This window comes from Plantactinospora sp. ZYX-F-223 (assembly GCF_039649625.1).
Lineage (GTDB): Bacteria > Actinomycetota > Actinomycetes > Mycobacteriales > Micromonosporaceae > Plantactinospora.
Genome location: NZ_JBDJAV010000089.1, coordinates 1 through 16,152 on the forward strand (window position 1 = coordinate 1; position 16,152 = coordinate 16,152).

General features: G+C 68.1%; 14 protein-coding genes. 8 read left to right on the top strand and 6 right to left on the bottom strand.

Features of this window, described 5'->3' with window-relative positions:
* Positions 1 to 904: 904 nt before the first annotated feature.
* Positions 905 to 1,486 (top strand): alpha/beta hydrolase, encoded by a 582-nt coding sequence (locus tag AAH979_RS41050; RefSeq protein ID WP_346263524.1) that lies wholly within the window; start codon positions 905 to 907, stop codon positions 1,484 to 1,486.
* 209 nt (positions 1,487 to 1,695) lie between these two features.
* On the opposite strand, the gene AAH979_RS41055 is transcribed toward AAH979_RS41050, so the two are convergent.
* Positions 1,696 to 2,193 (bottom strand): hypothetical protein, encoded by a 498-nt coding sequence (locus AAH979_RS41055; RefSeq protein ID WP_346263525.1) that lies wholly within the window; start codon positions 2,191 to 2,193, stop codon positions 1,696 to 1,698.
* Positions 2,194 to 3,532: 1,339 nt separating this feature from the next.
* Between AAH979_RS41055 and AAH979_RS41060 the strand changes: the two genes are divergently transcribed.
* A complete protein-coding gene (locus tag AAH979_RS41060) occupies positions 3,533 to 4,027 on the top strand; it encodes a transposase (protein WP_346263526.1) in 495 nt (164 codons plus the stop codon).
* A 515-nt stretch (positions 4,028 to 4,542) separates the two neighbouring features.
* Here AAH979_RS41060 and AAH979_RS41065 read toward each other — a convergent pair.
* Complete coding sequence (locus tag AAH979_RS41065) at positions 4,543 to 6,105, bottom strand: arabinofuranosidase catalytic domain-containing protein (protein ID WP_346263527.1); 1,563 nt, start codon at positions 6,103 to 6,105, stop codon at positions 4,543 to 4,545.
* A gap of 176 nt (positions 6,106 to 6,281) precedes the next feature.
* Positions 6,282 to 8,114: an RICIN domain-containing protein gene (locus tag AAH979_RS41070; protein ID WP_346263528.1), complete on the bottom strand. Its 1,833-nt coding sequence runs from the start codon at positions 8,112 to 8,114 to the stop codon at positions 6,282 to 6,284.
* A gap of 114 nt (positions 8,115 to 8,228) precedes the next feature.
* Between AAH979_RS41070 and AAH979_RS41075 the strand changes: the two genes are divergently transcribed.
* The 5 genes from AAH979_RS41075 (at position 8,229) to AAH979_RS41095 (ending at position 13,210) form a co-directional block, all read left to right on the top strand.
* The gene (locus AAH979_RS41075) at positions 8,229 to 8,354 is read left to right on the top strand and encodes a hypothetical protein (RefSeq protein WP_346263529.1); all 126 of its coding nucleotides are present in this window, start codon (positions 8,229 to 8,231) and stop codon (positions 8,352 to 8,354) included.
* A 61-nt stretch (positions 8,355 to 8,415) separates the two neighbouring features.
* The gene (locus AAH979_RS41080) at positions 8,416 to 9,654 is read left to right on the top strand and encodes an extracellular solute-binding protein (RefSeq protein WP_346263530.1); all 1,239 of its coding nucleotides are present in this window, start codon (positions 8,416 to 8,418) and stop codon (positions 9,652 to 9,654) included.
* A 150-nt stretch (positions 9,655 to 9,804) separates the two neighbouring features.
* Positions 9,805 to 10,644 (top strand): sugar ABC transporter permease, encoded by an 840-nt coding sequence (locus AAH979_RS41085; protein WP_346263531.1) that lies wholly within the window; start codon positions 9,805 to 9,807, stop codon positions 10,642 to 10,644.
* Positions 10,641 to 11,465 (top strand): carbohydrate ABC transporter permease, encoded by an 825-nt coding sequence (locus AAH979_RS41090; protein ID WP_346263532.1) that lies wholly within the window; start codon positions 10,641 to 10,643, stop codon positions 11,463 to 11,465. Before AAH979_RS41085 ends, AAH979_RS41090 begins: the two co-directional genes overlap by 4 nt.
* A gap of 32 nt (positions 11,466 to 11,497) precedes the next feature.
* Positions 11,498 to 13,210: a trehalase family glycosidase gene (locus AAH979_RS41095; RefSeq protein WP_346263533.1), complete on the top strand. Its 1,713-nt coding sequence runs from the start codon at positions 11,498 to 11,500 to the stop codon at positions 13,208 to 13,210.
* Positions 13,211 to 13,282: 72 nt separating this feature from the next.
* On the opposite strand, the gene AAH979_RS41100 is transcribed toward AAH979_RS41095, so the two are convergent.
* The 3 genes from AAH979_RS41100 to AAH979_RS41110 form a co-directional block, all read right to left on the bottom strand.
* Complete coding sequence (locus AAH979_RS41100; RefSeq protein ID WP_346263534.1) at positions 13,283 to 14,296, bottom strand: LacI family DNA-binding transcriptional regulator; 1,014 nt, start codon at positions 14,294 to 14,296, stop codon at positions 13,283 to 13,285.
* Positions 14,297 to 14,511: 215 nt separating this feature from the next.
* On the bottom strand, positions 14,512 to 14,802 hold the full coding sequence (locus tag AAH979_RS41105; protein ID WP_346263535.1) for a hypothetical protein: 291 nt from the start codon (positions 14,800 to 14,802) through the stop codon (positions 14,512 to 14,514).
* Between the two features lie 215 nt (positions 14,803 to 15,017).
* Positions 15,018 to 15,176 carry a hypothetical protein gene (locus AAH979_RS41110; RefSeq protein WP_346263536.1) on the bottom strand — a complete coding sequence of 53 codons (159 nt, stop codon included), beginning with the start codon at positions 15,174 to 15,176 and terminating at the stop codon, positions 15,018 to 15,020.
* A gap of 151 nt (positions 15,177 to 15,327) precedes the next feature.
* Between AAH979_RS41110 and AAH979_RS41115 the strand changes: the two genes are divergently transcribed.
* Positions 15,328 to 15,777, top strand: coding sequence for a hypothetical protein (locus tag AAH979_RS41115; RefSeq protein WP_346263537.1), 450 nt, complete (start codon positions 15,328 to 15,330; stop codon positions 15,775 to 15,777).
* The last annotated feature ends 375 nt before the right edge of the window (positions 15,778 to 16,152 follow it).

Here is a 16,152-nt window from a genome sequence, read left to right on the forward strand (position 1 = left end):
CTGGATCGGTCGCGGCGGTCAACGCCGCCATGACCCGATCAGGCTCGGCGGTGTTCACCAGTAACGTCGCCGCGGTACGCCGCACCTGCGGGTCCACGTCGCTCAGGGCCGGCTCGGCGGCGTCCGCCACCAGGGGGCAGCCGGAGTTCGGGACGCACAACTGGTCCAGCAACTCGAAGGTCGTCCGCTGGCCTCAGCGAGTCGGTCGGTGAGGTTGGCGTGGATCTCCTTCAAGCGCGGCAGTTGGGCCGCGTCGACCCGAAGGAGTGGGCATCTGACACACGCTTCTCTGCACTACGAGATGAGCATGTCTCAGGCATCGGCGTATGCGCAAAGAGGAAGGCCGAGGCCGCCTGATCATCCGTGCTGTCGGCGTACCGGTTGTTGTGCAGAGCCGCGTACGACTGATCTTGCAGAGCAAGCACTGGCCGAACCAGTGAGGTTCCGCCTCCACCGGTCGGGGCAGGGCGGGACTCAGGAAGGGAACATCCGGGCCACGTCGTTGGACGTGATCGGTGAACTCACATCGCACCGTAACCGCATGCGGCCTGGCCGTGGCGCCCGGCCACGGAGCCTGCGCAGAAACACGTTTGGCGGATCACGGCGGTCGCTGCTAGTTTCCTGGAGGCCGTGCGAGAGACCGAGGAGGTGGTACCCGTGAACGTTTCGACATGGGTGCTTCCCTCTGGGGTCACGGTCGGGCGATAGGTCGTCCGGGAGCGCCGTTCACGAGCACTCCCGAAAGGGACGACCATGAAATTCACTACTGAGCAGCGCTTCGACGACGGCGTCCTCGAACGCGAATTCACCCTCGGCGAGATCCCCGGCATCCTGTGGACGCCCGCATCCGCATCCGCACCGGTCCCGCTGATCCTGCTCGGCCCCCCCGCTCGGACTGCACAAGATGTACCCCCGCCTGGTGGCTCGGGCCCGGCACGCCGCGGCGGAGGGCTTCGCCGCGGCCACCATCGAGCTCCCCGGGAGCGGTGACCGGCCCCGTTGGGCCGCCGCCGAGCGGGCCCGCACTGACCTGCGCCGGGCCATGGAGGCCGGCGAGCCGGTCAGCGACGAAATCATCGACGCCCTCATCCTCCCGCTCGTCGACAAGGCGGTCCCGGAATCACAGGCCGCCCTGGACACCCTCCTTACGCTGCCCGAGATCGGCGGCCCGGTTGGGTACTCGGGGGGAGTGATCTCCGTCGGCATCCGGCTTGCGGTGGTCGAGCCGCGCATCGTGGCCGCCGGCTTCTTCGCCGGGAGTTTCGTGCCTCGCACCATGTTCGAGGAGGCGCGACAGGTCACCATTCCGCTGCATGTCCTGCTTCAGTGGGATGACGAAGGGAACGACCGGCAGGCGGCCCTGGACCTGTTCGACGCCTTCGGCTCCAAGGAGAAAACGCTGCACGCCAACATGGGCGGACACACGGGTGTCCCGCAGTTCGCAGGGGAGGACGCGGCCGGGTTCTTCGCCCGGCATCTGCGCTAGCCGCGGGCCGGGGCCCCGCCGCGAAGGCAGCAGCAGGCGGTAGGCGGCGCCGGCCAGCACGCCGCTCATCGAGGCCAGGCCCCGGCCCTTCTCGATGGCGGTGGCCAGCAGATGCACCACCGCCCCGATCGCGGCGGTACCGGCCATCGGCGGTACCGGCCGGTCGGGGCGGAGTTCTGCTCTTGGTGACCGGCTTGACCTCTGCAAGATCAGCTGTACCTACTTCTGTACTCCAAGGAGTACCCCGACACGTGCTGCGATGCGACCTCGCGAACGGCGCGCTCGTATTGATTCCGGCGGAAGGTGAAGGGGCCGAAGGCTCCGTAGTCGCGTCGAGGACGGAAGGGCTGGACAAAGCCGCGCCAGGTGACAAGATCCGCATCGATGATTACCTGTGCTTCAAGGGGCCAGCAGCCGACCTCGCCGCAGTCACAGCCAAGAAGAGCAATCACGCCCTTGTCTGCCCAGTAGGTGGAATCAGGTTGCCCGACGAGATAGGAGGCCAGGTCACCGAAGTTGAAATGATCAAGGACAACTCCGGCATACGCGCCGGGAACGTCGAACCCGGCCGCGCGCTCGTAGCCCGAGATCAGGTCCACCAAGCTGACATCGTCGACGTATGGCAGAAGTTCCCGACCCGGATCCGGACCGGGACCCCACGGACGGATCTTGAACTGGACTTTTCGGATGGGCATCAGCGGTGGCACGCGGCAAGTTTGCACTCAGCACGGACTGCTGTGAAGGAACGCCGGGCCCGACCACGCACCCGACAGGTCGTAGGGGCGGTCGCAGCGTATTCGCCATCAGTCCCCGACCTGCGCGAGCTGCGCGCCACCGACCGAGCCCGTCACCAACTCCCCGCAAACGCCACCCCATGAGCAACACCAAGATCACACCCTCGCCGCGTACCTCACCGTCGGCGACGGGCGTTCCACGACTTGGCCACCGAGGACACCGACAACCCGGGAGCGCGGCACCGGGGAACTACGGGGTGAGCAGGTCTAGGCGTTGGAGCTCAGGTAGCCGCGAGCCATCGGGTCACTGTGTCGGTGAAGACCACCTGATAGGGAAGACCTCGTAGGTCTTCTGCGGTCGCATCCAGGCCGCGAGCCCGAGCTAGCTCGGCCAGCCATGACCAAGGATGTGCCTGCTCCTTTGCGCACTCTTCGTCGTCGGGAAGCACGGCGTTCAACACGTGTTGGGTGATGCTTTCCCGAGTCTCAACGAGCGGAATGACACCACCCGGGACGCCGGTTGATCGAGCAGTGACAGTGAACCCACGTTCCGCGTGCAGGAGCACGCGCCGCCCGTCCTTCAGAATCGCGAGCTCACTGACCGTGAAGCTCCGGGTACTCGCATCGTCGGGGTACGCCCCACGGAGATCGCAGCTGGCAACTAGGCCAACGATACGGCCGGGCTCGACCGGGGGAAGATTTTCGGGAGCACGGTAGGCGCCCGGGTGCGGGCGCCAACCGGCTTGTCCGCTGCTCACTGCCTAACTCCCGAGATTCCCGTGATCGTTCCTGCTGTACCTAACTAAACCGTGTCACCTGATCAACGGTTACGGGCGTCGCCGGGACGGCGGCAGCTAACGATCAGGGGCTACACGCGCGGTTCACGGCACCCCCGAAGTACCGCCCAGAAGGGTCGACAACACCGTTCAGATCGACATCAGTAGCACCCCTCCAGCCGACGGTCGTGCTGCTTGAGCAGCTGATCCTCGCATTAGATCTGCGGCCGGAGCCGCCTCCTGCGAGGTAGTCGCCCGAGCCTGAGGCAACCGTCACCCACTGGCATCCGAAAGGATCGCACCGGTACGCCTGCAAGTCGATGTCCACGTTCGCCGTGCTCGGACACGTGCCGGCGATGTGGAGCCAGTAGCCGTGGACGGATGTCTCGGCACTGCCGTGCGGGTCGTCGTTGGCCTGTCTGTACGTGCAGGAACCGGCAACGATGTTGCCTGACTCCCCCAACGGAGTGGCATGACCACCCGGGTAGGGAGCCCAGTAGCCAGACGACGTATCGGACGGTGACGACGGCGCTGCGGTGGCGATCCTGCAGACCCTCAACGCCGAGATCCGCACCATGGAGGGCCAGGTCGAGGCGCATTTTGGCCAGCATCCGGACGCTGAGGTCTATCTCAGCCAGCCCGGCATCGGCGCCATCCTCGGCGCCCGGGTGCTCGCAGAGTTCGGTGACGCTGCCGGCCGCTACACCGACGCCAGATCCCGCAAGAACTACGCCGGCACCGCCCCGATCACCCGCCAATCCGGCAAGACCAAAACCGTCCACGCCCGGTTCGTGCACAACGACCGACTCGTCGACGCCCTGCACATGCAGGCCAGCGCCGCGATCCTGCACGACACCGCCGTCCGCGCCTACTACGACGGACTCCGCGCCCGCGACGTCAGCCACCCCGCCGCCCTACGCCAGATCGGCAACCGCCTCGTCGGCATCCTCCACGGCCGCCTCAAGACCAACACCCACTACAACCAAGCCACCGCCTGGTCACACCGCACCGCCCTACCCACCGCTGCATGACACTTCAGCTCCTGGGGTGTCTGACCGCTGGTGGGAGATCTCGGCTGGGCCAGCGGGTGGGCGCTGCGCGGGTGGCCGCGCCAGGCCATCCGCCTGCGGACGGAGGGAACCACTACCACAGGTCCCAGAGCTGCGCGGATGCGATTCGGGTTCTGCCACATCCGGTCCACCACGTCTGACCAGCGCGTTCCTCGTATCGAGGGGGCACGCTCGACGCGCCAGCGGCTCTTGGCCAGGCGGACCAGTTCGGCCAGGGTGTGTCGGCGGGCAGGTCGGTCAGCCAGTAGTCGGTAGGTTCTGCGGGCCGACCTTCACCGCCGACGGCAGGTTGCTCTTCGTCCACATGCAGGACCCCGGCCTCACCCTGGCCATCCCCGGCCCTTGGGAAAGTACTGGGTTGACAGTACGTGGAGCCTGGTCGTCGTCCGAACGAATTCGGCGTCGACGGACAGCCTGCGCCGGCCACCACCCGGTGGAGGCCGGCGCAGGCTGTCGTGCAGGCGCTGTTGCCAGGATCAGCGGTATCCGGCGCTCACCACGTTGGCCTGTACGGCGTTCTCGGTCGCGTCGGACGGATAGCCGGCGACCATGGCTCCCTCGTAGAAGGTGCCGGCGCTCAGGTTCGCGCCGCCGTCGGGCTTGCAGCAGTCACCGCCACTGCCCAGGATGATGGCGCCCTGCTTCTTCATCGGGCTGTACCCCGGCGGAAGCGCGCCGTCCCACAGCGTGTAGAGGCTGCCCGACTGGGCGTTGCTGCCCTTGATGGCAAAGCGGGTCGTGCCGTTGTTCTTGAGGGTCGCGGTGACGAACTTGCTGGTGAAGGAGCGCTGGTTCGGGTTCCAGGTCTGGCTGCCGCCGGAGAAGAGGCCCCACTCGAGGTCTGCCTGCACCCAGGGGCCGGTGCCGGAGCAGCCGCCGAACCAGCACTGTGTGCTGAAGTTGATGGCGTCCATCGCCCCGGCGGCGTCGGCCTTCCTCGTCGTCTCGCTGTTGCCGTAGTCGAAGCAGCAGCCGCCGTTGACGTGGGTGCCGCTGGTCACCATGTACATGCCCTCGGGAGCGGCACCGGTCGGCACTCCGGTCAGGTGCCCGTCCCGCCAGTAGCTGTTACCAGGATTGATGTAGAGCGAGTACGCCTTCGCGCCGCCCACGGTCAGCGACTCCGACGTCGCGATCGCCGGCCTGCTCTGCGGGGAGCCGGGAACCACGCTCGACCCCTGGTACCAGAGGTCATTTCCGCGCCCGGACTGGTCGAAGACGACCGTGATCACGCAGGTCGTGCCTTCGCAGAAGGAGTCCTGCGTCGCCGCGTTGGCGGTGCCGCCCGCGGTAGACAGCCCGATGTCGCGGGTCGTGTTGTCCGAGGAGCGACGGACCTGGTAGAGGTTGCCGGCGTACGCCGCATAGAGTGCCCGCGTCGTGCTGTGCGCCGCAACGCACGGAGTACCGCCGGAGGCGTAGATGTCGCACGGGCGCGTACCGGTCGGCGGCGGGGTGGTCGGCGAGCTCCACTGCTGGTTCGCGCCGCCGTGGCACGCCCACAGGTGGATTTTGGTGCCGTTCGCGGTGCCGTAGCCGCTGGCGTCGAGGCACAGCCCGGAGTGCACGCCGGTGATGGTGCCGTCCGGGTTGACGTTCCACTGCTGGTTGGTCTGGCCGTTGCAGTCCCAGATGATCGCCAGGGTGCCGTTGGCGGTGCCCTGGCCGGAGGCGTCCAGGCACTTGTTGCCGTAGACCGTGAGCTGCTTGCTCAAGGTCCAGGTCCAGGTCTGGCCGGCGCTTCCCTGGCAGTCCCACAGTTGTGTCTGGGTGCCGTTGACCGTGCTGGAGTTGGGAACGTCGAGGCAGCGACCGGACGGGGTGCCGACGATCGTGGTGCTCTGCCCCGGCTCGACGGCAGCCACCGACGACGGTGCGGCGGCGGTGGCCTCGGCGGCGGGAGGCGGGGTGCCGGGGGTGGCACCGACGCCGACGAGAACGCCGACCAGGGCGCCGGCCAGTACGGTCAGACGGACGCGATGGCGTCTCGGGATGGGATCGCGGACCTTTCCTGGCCCACTGCGGGACGGAGTTCGCACGAGCTGGCTCCTCGGAGTCGTGGAAGCGGAGGTCTGTCGATGCGCCACGGGCGGTGGCGGTGATGGCGGATCGACCCGCGGCGATCGTAGGTTGGGTCGAGACCGGTCAATGAATTCGGCGGAAGCTGGCGCTGGCCGTAGCGCAGGCGGGAAGCGCCTCAACCCCTTCGTGACGCCTAGCGCCCCAGGATCCGCCACGTCTGGTTCAGCGGAGTGCCCTGGCCGGTCGGGTTGCAGGTCCACTGGTGGATCGGCGCCCGTGCCGCCGTGGAGACCGTGCTGACGTCGACACACTTGCCGCTGTGCCGGGCGACGAGTTGGTAGTCGTGCGAGTCGTTGCCCGGGTAGGTCACCCTGCGGAGGGTGAACTGCTGGTTGAGGCCGTTCAGGCAGGTCCACTGGTGCACGGCCGCGCCGTCCGCGGTGGACACGCCGCTGACGTCGAGGCACTTGCCGCTCTGCTGGTTGATCACCGTGTACGTGTTGGCCACGCCGGCGACCGGGCGGAAGTTCCAGATCTGCTGGTCACCACCGTCGCAGTAGTTCTGCTGTTGGACGTTGCCGTCGGCGGTGCTCAGGCCCGCGTTGTCCAGGCACTGCTGGGAGTGCTGGGCCACCGCCACCGACTGAAAGCCACCGTCCGAGGGCGGCAACAGGGTGACGGTGTAGGTGTCGGTCTGGTTGGTGTACGGCAGGGTCACGGTGGTGGTGTTGTTGACGACGCCGACCACGCTGTTCGAGACCGTGATCGGCCCCTGCACCGCGCCGCCGCCGTTGTGTGGGATGCGTTGGGTGAGGACCCGCACCTGGTTGTCCTGCACGATGCCGCTGGTCGTGTCCAGCCGTCGCAGGTTGACGGTCAGATTTCCGGTGGTACGACCACCACCGACCAGGACCTTCGCCACGCCGGTCGCCTTGGTGGCGTACGCGTCGTAGGACGGGCTGGCGGTCGTCGCGACGATCTGCCCGGTCTGGGCGGCGTAGTAACGGTAGACCCACCACTCGCCCTTGGGCTGGTGCTGGCCGGCCGAATTGCGGACCAACAGGTTGCCGAGGTCGTTGTGCAGGTTGCCGCCGCCGGCCCAGTTCGCCCTGAGGCCATCCGCGCGGGCCCGCTCCAGACGCGCGATGTACCAGGCGCCGTCGGCCGGGTTCTGCTCGTCGGGGGCTCCGTACTCGTTGATCTGGTACGGGCGCGGGTGGGCGATGCCGCGCGGGTCGAGGGTGGCGTTGGCAGCGGCGACGTTGGCGACCGGGTCACCCGGCAGCGAGTGCCAGCTGATGATGTCCGGCACCGTGTTGGTCGAGCGGACGAAGTCCAGGTACTGGTTCCAGAAGGTGTGCGTCGTCGACGGTACGCAGGCGCAGCTCGGCCCGACGATGAGCTGGTTGGGGAACTCCGACCGGATGCGCTGGTGGGTGCGGCGCCACAGTTCGAGGTACTGCGAGATCGGGCGGTTCCAGAAGATGGTGATGTTGGGTTCGTTCCAGATGTCCCACTGCACGGACAGCCCGGACGCCCGGACGTCGTTGACGAGGCGGGTCAGGAAGTTGTCGTAGTCGGTCCAGTTGCCGTTGTCGCCGGGAAAGCGGGAGATCCCGGCTCCGTCCGCGCCCCACAGATCATGCGGCAGCAGGATGAACTGGCCGCCGAGGGCGGTGGTCCGACGTGCCTGGGCGAGGGTGGAGCTCCATCGACGGTCGTAGGTTCCGCCGACCCAGCCGCTCCCGGGCAGCTGCGCGCCGCCGGCCCGCATGTACTGGAACTTGACGTCTCGGTAGAAGTGGTCGGCCGGACCGCTGGCGTTCTCGGTCATGCCGTAGATCCAGCCGGACGCGCGGTAGGTCGGCGTACCGCTGGTCGTGGCGAAGTCGACGCTGATCGACTCGTCGGCCGCCTGGGCCGGGGACGCGGCGACGGTTACGGCGGCGGCGAGCAGGCAGCCGACCAGGAGTGGGGCGACGAGCGCGCGGGCTCGTCCTGGCCTGCCGCGGGACGGGGTTTTCACGGGCGGCTCCTTGGTGGGGCGTGGGGGGACGCTCTCCGGAGGGCTGCGCTTGCGAATCGATTCGCACGGATCGTAGGGCGAGGAACTGAACCGTGTCAATGAAGTGACGGTCGGATGAAGTCGGTGTTTCCCGGTGAAACGCTCGATGCGACCGACTATCCCTTGACCACCGGGCATGGCTGGACCTATCTTCGTGCGAACCGTTTTCTCGAACCGATTCGCCTCATGACCGGGCCGTGATCCGCCCCGCGACGGTCAACCCGCACCTCCACCTGACGATCGACTTGGAGTGAGGCAACACATGACAGGACTCAGTCGTCGGCGGCGCCTGGCCGCCGTCGCCGTGATAGCGCTGGCCGCAGCGGCAGGCAGTGCCTGCTCGTCGTCCGGCGACGACCCCACCGGCGGTGCCCCCTACCTCGTCTGGGACCCGTATCCGCAGTTCGCCGACGACTCCGAATGGGTCGCGCTGCTCAAGAAGTGCGGCACCTCGGCGGGGGTGACGGTCGAGCGGACCGGCTACGACACCACCGACCTGACCAACAAGGCGCTGCTCGCCGCCCAGCAGGGCAATTCGCCGGACGTGCTGATCGTGGACAACCCGGTCATCTCCACACTGGCCGAGGCTGGCGCGCTCACCACCACCGACGACAACAAGCTGGACGTCTCGGCCATGGAGCCGAACCTGCTCGGCGCCGGCCAGAGCGAGGGCAAGACGTACGGGGTGCCGATCGGGGCGAACACCCTCGCGCTCTACTACAACAGGGACCTGCTGACCGCCGCCGGCGTCGATCCGGCCACGATCAAGGACTGGACCTCGCTGACCGTCGCGCTGACCAAGGTCAAGACCGCGGGGAAGAAGGGCATCACCTTCTCCGCAATCGGCACCGAGGAGGGCAGCTTCCAGTTCCTGCCCTGGTTCTGGGGATCGGGAGCGCAACTGACCAGCCTGGATTCGCCGCAGGCGGTGTCCGCGCTGACGCTGTGGACGGACTGGGTCAAGCAGGGCCATGCCCCGAACTCCGTCATCAACAACACCCAGACCACGAGCTGGCAGGAGTTCGCCACCGGGAACTACGCTTTCGCCGAGAACGGCACCTGGCAGCTGGCCAACGCGGAGAAACTCGGCTTCTCGTACGGGATCATCGCGATCCCGGCCAGCGCGGGCGGCCCGGCACCGGCGCCCACCGGCGGTGAGTTCGTCTCGATCCCGGTGCAGGAGAACACCGGCCGGTACGAGACGTCGCAAAAACTCGTTGCCTGTCTGACCAGCGCCGACAACCTTCTCACCACCGACACCACGCTCTCCTACGTCGCACCCGTCGCCGCCGTCCAGGAGCGGCAGGCGGCTGCGGACCCCAAGCTCAAGGTCTGGGTGGAGGCGGTTCGGGCGGCCAAGGGCCGCACCGGTGACAACCTCGGCACGAAGTACCCGAAGATCTCCGAATCCCTGTGGACCGCGGTGCAGGCAGCGCTCAGCGGCGGGAAGTCGCCGCACGAGGCGCTGACCGCCGCGCAGGCCGCAGCCGCGACCAGGTAAGCGTGCCGAACCGACACCATGCCGTCCACGACACAGACCTCCACCGCCGCACGGGACCGGGGTGGGGCGGCGACGGCCGCCCCACCCGGGCCTCTGCCGTCCCGGGTCCGCCGGCCCAGCCGATGGCTGGCGTGGGGCTTCCTGGCACCCGTGACCGTCTACCTGATCGCCTTCTACGCCTACCCGCTCTACCGCAATGTCGAGTTGAGCCTGCGCGAGTACAGCGTCCGCTCCTTCGTGCAGGGCGGCGCGCCCTTCGCCGGCCTCGACAACTACTGGACGGTCCTGACCGACCCGGCCTTCGGGCCGACCCTGGCGCACACCCTGGTCTTCACCGCCGTGTCGCTCGTCTTCCAGTTCACCATCGGGATGGCCCTGGCCCTCTTCTTCCACCAGCACTTCCCGCTGTCGCGCACGCTGCGGGCGTTGATCCTCGTACCGTGGCTGCTGCCCCTGATCGTCTCGGCGTCGACCTGGTCGTGGCTACTCAACAGCGACTCGGGGCTGGTCAATGCGGCGCTCGGCCTCGTCGGCATCGACCGGGTCAACTGGCTCACCTCGCCGGGCTGGTCGCTCACCTCGGTGATCATCGCGAACGTCTGGATCGGCATCCCGTTCAACCTGGTGGTGCTCTACAGCGGCCTACAGGCGATCCCGGCCGAGTTGTACGAGGCGGCCGCGCTCGACGGCGCGACGGGATGGCAACGGTTCTGGTCGATCACCTTGCCGGTGCTGCGCCCCGTCTCCGCGATCACGCTGCTGCTGGGGTTGATCTACACGCTGAAGGTCTTCGACATCATCTGGATCATGACCAGGGGTGGTCCGACCGACTCCTCGGCCACCCTCGCCACCTGGTCGTACCGACTCGGCTTCGGCAATCTGCTGCCCGAGTTCGGACCGGGTGCGGCCGTCGGCAACCTGCTCATCGTGATGGCCCTGATCGCCGGGCTCGGCTACATCCGGGTCGAGCGGAGGCAGCACCTACGATGACCACTTCGACACCTCGGGCCTGGTGGAAGACCGGCATCGGCGTGGTGCTGACCGGGCTGATGCTCTTCCCCGTCTATTGGATGATCAATGTGTCGTTCACCCGGGACCAGAACATGCGGGCCAGCCCTCCACACCTGATCCCGACCGACGGCACCTTGGACGGCTACCGGGCGGTGCTCGACCAACAACTGCCGTACCTCGGCACCAGCCTCCTGGTCGGCCTCGGCACGGTCGCGCTGACCGTGGCGCTGGCCGCTCCCGCCGGATACGCGCTGGCGAAGCTCCGGCCGCCCGGCGGTCCGGCGCTGAGCTTCGTGCTGCTGATCGCGCAGATGATCCCGGGAATCATCATGGCGATGGGCTTCTACGCCATCTATCTCAATCTCGGCGTGCTGAACACGCTGCCCGGGCTGATCCTGGCCGACTCGACCCTGGCGGTGCCGTTCGGCGTGTTGATCTTCACGGCCTTCATGTCCGGAATTCCCGACGAGCTGCTCCAGGCCGCCCTGGTCGACGGCGCTGGTCGGCTGCGGACCTTCTGGTCGGTCGTGCTGCCGGTCAGCCGCAACTCGATCATCACGGTGTCGCTCTTCGCGTTCCTGTGGTCCTGGTCGGACTTCGTCTTCGCCTCGACCCTCGCCGGCGGCGGCGACCACCAGCCGATCACCCTCGGCATCTACCACTACATCGGCAACAACAACCAGCAGTGGAACGCCATCATGGCCACCGCTGTCGTCGCCTCCATCCCTGCCGCCGTGCTGCTGCTCCTGGCCCAGCGGTACGTCTCGACGGGCGTGACCGCCGGCGCCGTCAAGGACTGACCACCCGCACCACAGAAGGGCATCCGCCACCCATGACCGTCGCCCCGTCCGGTCCGGAATTCCCCATCCAGGACATCCCGTTCAGCTACCGCGGATCCTGGTTCAACATCTCCCCGGTGGTAGCCGAGAAGACGTACGCCGACGATCTGCACCTGGTCTCCCACCAGACCGGGCTGCACCCCGTACTGCGCCTCGCACCCGCGGTCGCCGGCACCACGGTCGTCGCCACGCCCGCGCTGCTGACCTGGCGGAACGGCATGGACCGGATCGAGGCCGTCTACGACGGGACGGAGACCCTGCGGATCCGGGGCCGACGGCTCGGCCTGCGGGTAGCGGCGGCCGCGAGCACCCTCACCCCGTTCAGCGGCACCTACCTGTACCTCGACCCGGTCGACGGGTCGCATGTGTTCACCTCGTACGAGACCGGTCGCCGCTACCGGATCACGGTGCTCTCCGGCGCTCTTGAGCGGACCGACGGCGTGGAGGCGCTCGGCACCGCTGACCGGTCCCTCGAACTCGCCGGCGACCAACCCTGGGAGATCGCGATCGAGGAGTACGCTACCGCCCGCCGTCCGTACGCCGGATCCGTCGCCTTTGAGCAGTTGTGCCACGACCGGATCGCCGAGTTCACCACGTTCGTCGACGCGGTCGCGCCGTGGCGCGGTGCGGACACCCCGGCCGCCGAGCTGGCCGCATACGTACTGTGGTCAGCCACTGTCGCCCCGGCGGGCTTCGTCACCCGGCCGGCCGTCCTCATGTCCAAGCACTGGATGGACAAGGTATGGAGCTGGGACCACTGCTTCAACGCGATCGCCCTGGCGGCCGGCGAGCCGGAGCTGGCCTGGCACCAGTTCCACCTGCCGTTCGACCACCAGGACGAGGCCGGCGCCCTACCCGACTCGGTCACCCACTCCGAGGTCCTGCACAACTACGTCAAGCCCCCCATTCACGGCTGGGCCCTACGACACCTGCGCCGACGCCTTTCCCGGCAGCCGGACCGGGCGGCGCTGGCCGAGACGTACGACCGGCTGGCCCGCTGGACCGGGTTCTGGCTCGACGCGCGCCGAGCCCTCGGCCAGGATCTGCCCCACTACCAGCACGGCAACGACAGCGGCTGGGACAACGCGACCACCTTCGACGACGACCGGGTCCTCCAGACGGCCGACCTCGCCGCGTTCCTGGTCTCGCAGCTTCGCTGCCTGGCCGACCTCGCCACCGAGCTCGGCGAGCCCGCCGACTTCTGGTCCCGGGAGGCCGACCGGATCCGCAGGGCCATGCTCCGGGACCTGTGGGACGGCGAACGCTTCACCGCCCGCAGCCCCCATACCGGGCAACGGCGGGCGAGTCGCAGCCTGCTCGACCTGATGCCCGTCGCGCTCGGGGCCGACCTGCCCGCGCCGGTCGCCGCCGCACTGGCTCGGGGCGCGGAAACCCACCTGACCACGCACGGGCTGGCCACTGAGCCGCCGGACTCGGCCCACTATGTTGCCGACGGCTACTGGCGTGGGCCGATCTGGGCACCCTCCACCGTCCTCGTCGAGGACGGCCTGCGGCGGGCCGGACAGACCAGGATCGCCGACGACATCAGTCGACGATTCCTCGCGCTGTGTGAGAAGTCCGGGTTCGCGGAGAACTTCGACGCCGAAACCGGTGCCGGACTCCGGGACCGCGCGTACACCTGGACCGCCAGCAGCTACCTCATCCTCGCCGCCGCCCAGGAGGAGCGGCGGATAGCGGGTGGGTAGGTAGCGGCACCGACTGAGCAGGCCCGGCCTGGGCCACCGAGGCCAAGGCCCCGTTCCGGGCCCTCGGCCGGTTCAGCGGGACCAGACTGGACCGGTGCTGGAGCGCAACGAGATGGGCGGGCTGTACAGCCGGTGGCGGGGCACGGCCCCGGGCGTGGCGATGATCTCCAGCAGCAACGACACGGCCTCGGCGCCCATGTCAACCATCGGAACGTCCGCAGCGGTCAACGGCGGGCGGAAATCCTCCGCCCAGTGCTGGGCGGCGACGCCGGTGACGGAGAAGTCGCGCGGCACGGAGAGCCCGGCGCTGGTCAGTGCACGCTGCATCCCGGGTAGCGCGGCCTCGTTGATGGTGGCCACCGCCGTGACGTCCGGATGTGTCGCGAGCAGTTGTTCCACGCACGCCTCGCCGGAGGCCGTGTCGTCACCGCAGCAGACCTCCACGCCGGTCATCCCCCGCTCCGCCGCCGCCGCCCGGAAACCAGCAAGCGCTCGATGGCTGGGGCCGTAGCCCGCGGCCACCAACTCGGCGGAGCGGTTCACGAGTGCCACGTGTCGGTGCCCCAGATCGGCCAGGTGGTGCACGCACCGGGCGATCAGCCCCGCGTAGTCGATGTCGATCCAGCTCATGCCGTGCGGCTCGGCGGTCCGCCCGATCGTGACGAAGGGCAGACCGGCCTTGGCCAGCCGAGTCACTCGCTCGTCCGCCAACCGGATCTCCATCAGGACTACACCGTCCACCCGACGTCCGGTGACGATCCGCTCGAACGACCGGTCATGGTCGCCACCGGACGGGGAGAGCAGCACATCGAGGTCATGGCGAGCGGCGGCCTCGACGACGCTGGCGACGAAACCCAACTGCATGTCGGTCAACCGCTGGCTTGCCGGAGGGATCACCAGCCCGAGGGTGCGGGTGCGTCCTTCCTTCAGAGCACGGGCGCTGGCGTTCGGTCGGTAGTCCAGCTCGTCGATGACCGCCTGGATCCGCTGCCGGGTCGCCTCCGACACGGTCCGCTTCCCGCTCAGCACGTAGGAGACGGTGCTGCGGGACACCCCCGCCCGGCGGGCGATCTCCCCGATGTTCATACACGCCCTCGAATCGATTCTCTCCCCCGACACGGGGACGCACCACGCTTCGCTGACGAGCATATCCGTCCTGAATCCCGCCCCTGGCGCAGGAACTGCTGCACAGCCACCATTCGCGCAGGTTGACGATCTTCGTCTGTTGGTGACTGCCGCGGGAACGGTCTGACCACGATCCCTGTCGCGCCTGCCGACCAGTCGCACCGTCAGGATGTTGCTCAGCCTGCGGAGGGCGTCGTCCCCGAGGTAAGGGTTGCACCGAACGTGAGTGCGTCCGCCAAGTCTCGCAAGCCACCCGGATCGACAATGAACCGGGTGTCGATCTGAATCCTGTGGATCTGCGGATGTTCGCCGAGAACGTCCGCGAGCTGTGATGTTCCCGAACGACCCGTACCCGCTACGAAGATCGGTGAGGGGGCAGACTTGGCGTAAAGCTGAGTCTCGGCACCGCGCCCGCGCAAACGAAAATAGACGATGATCGCACCGCGATCCTGGAGGTAGGCGGTCACGTCCTGGACCCTGGCGTCGGCGGCCACCTGGCCGGTGCCGGCGAGTTGGGCGAGGATCTCGGTCGGATGCGGCGTTCGGGCCAGTAGATCCAGCGGGGATGTTCGTCGGGGTTGGTGGGCGCTGGCGTAGCCGTGTCGGCAGCGGTAGCCGGGATGCCCGTGCACCCAGTGCGGTTGCGGCCGCCGCCCGCACCGCTGGCAGATCAGCAGACCGGTCAGCGTGTACGCCCGGGCTGATCAACATGCGGTGTCGCCGCCGCGCTGGTCTGCTGCACCGCGCGGAGGTCGGCCTCGCTGACCAGGACGGCACGGGTGCTGAGCAGCAGTGCCCTCGTATCTGCCATGACGTGGCCCTGCACGCCCAGGTCGAACATACGGCGATGACGACCTCCGCCCGGAATAATTGGGTATATGCGCTCTCGGGTTCTCCTGGTCGCCGCAGCAGCACTATCAGCCCTGCAAGGCTGCACCGCAGCGGAGCCATCAGCCCCGGAGCACCACCCGCCAGCCGTCGGGCAGCCCGTCGTGCTGGACACGCGCGCACGTTGGGAGACCTCCGCCTGGTTGGCGGCCCGGGGCTCGTTCTGCGTACGCGCCGCCCGCACAGACGGGCACCGGGATGACCGGGTGACCGAGACGATCTTCTGTGACCCGGCGCCAGCGGCTCTGGACACCATCGGTCCACCGCTACTGCCCGACAAGCCGCAGCCCTACGCCCTGCCCCCGGACCCGCAGGAGCAGAAGATCATCCTGGTCGGAACCGTACGCGGCGACATCACCAGCGTCTCCGTGACCATGTTCGGTCAGACCGCCACGAGCACGGTTCACCGGCTGCCCGCGACCGGTGACCGCCAGGTCGGCGCCTACGCGGTGTGGCTTCCCCGTAGCGGCCCCGAACGCGACGGCATGAAACTCTCCGACATCACTGCCGTCATCGGCCGCAACGCCGCCGGAAGCATCGTCGCTCAGCTGTGACTGGAGGGCAGCCTCGGCCGGGAACGGCCCCTCCCGCTACTCGATCTCCCATCTTTGTCCGCCCCTGCCACCCACTGCGCCAAGTACCGACGAAGATTCAGCGCCGTAGACCCCTGAAGACCACACCTGGCCTTCGCATCGGACCCCGGCGCTCGTGATGCTCCGTTGCACACCAGTTCTCGGATCGCCGCGATCATCGTCGAGACACCTGGTTCCGGCGCGATCAGCTGATCGACGGCCCAGAAGTAGCTGCCGTTCGCAACCTCACCTGTCTTACGCCGGCATCCGGTTGGGTGTCCCTGGCCTGCGGCGGTGCGAGGTAGCGCTGAGGGCAGATCGGGGTTCGGGGCAGTTGCCGCTGTAGTAAGTTTTAGA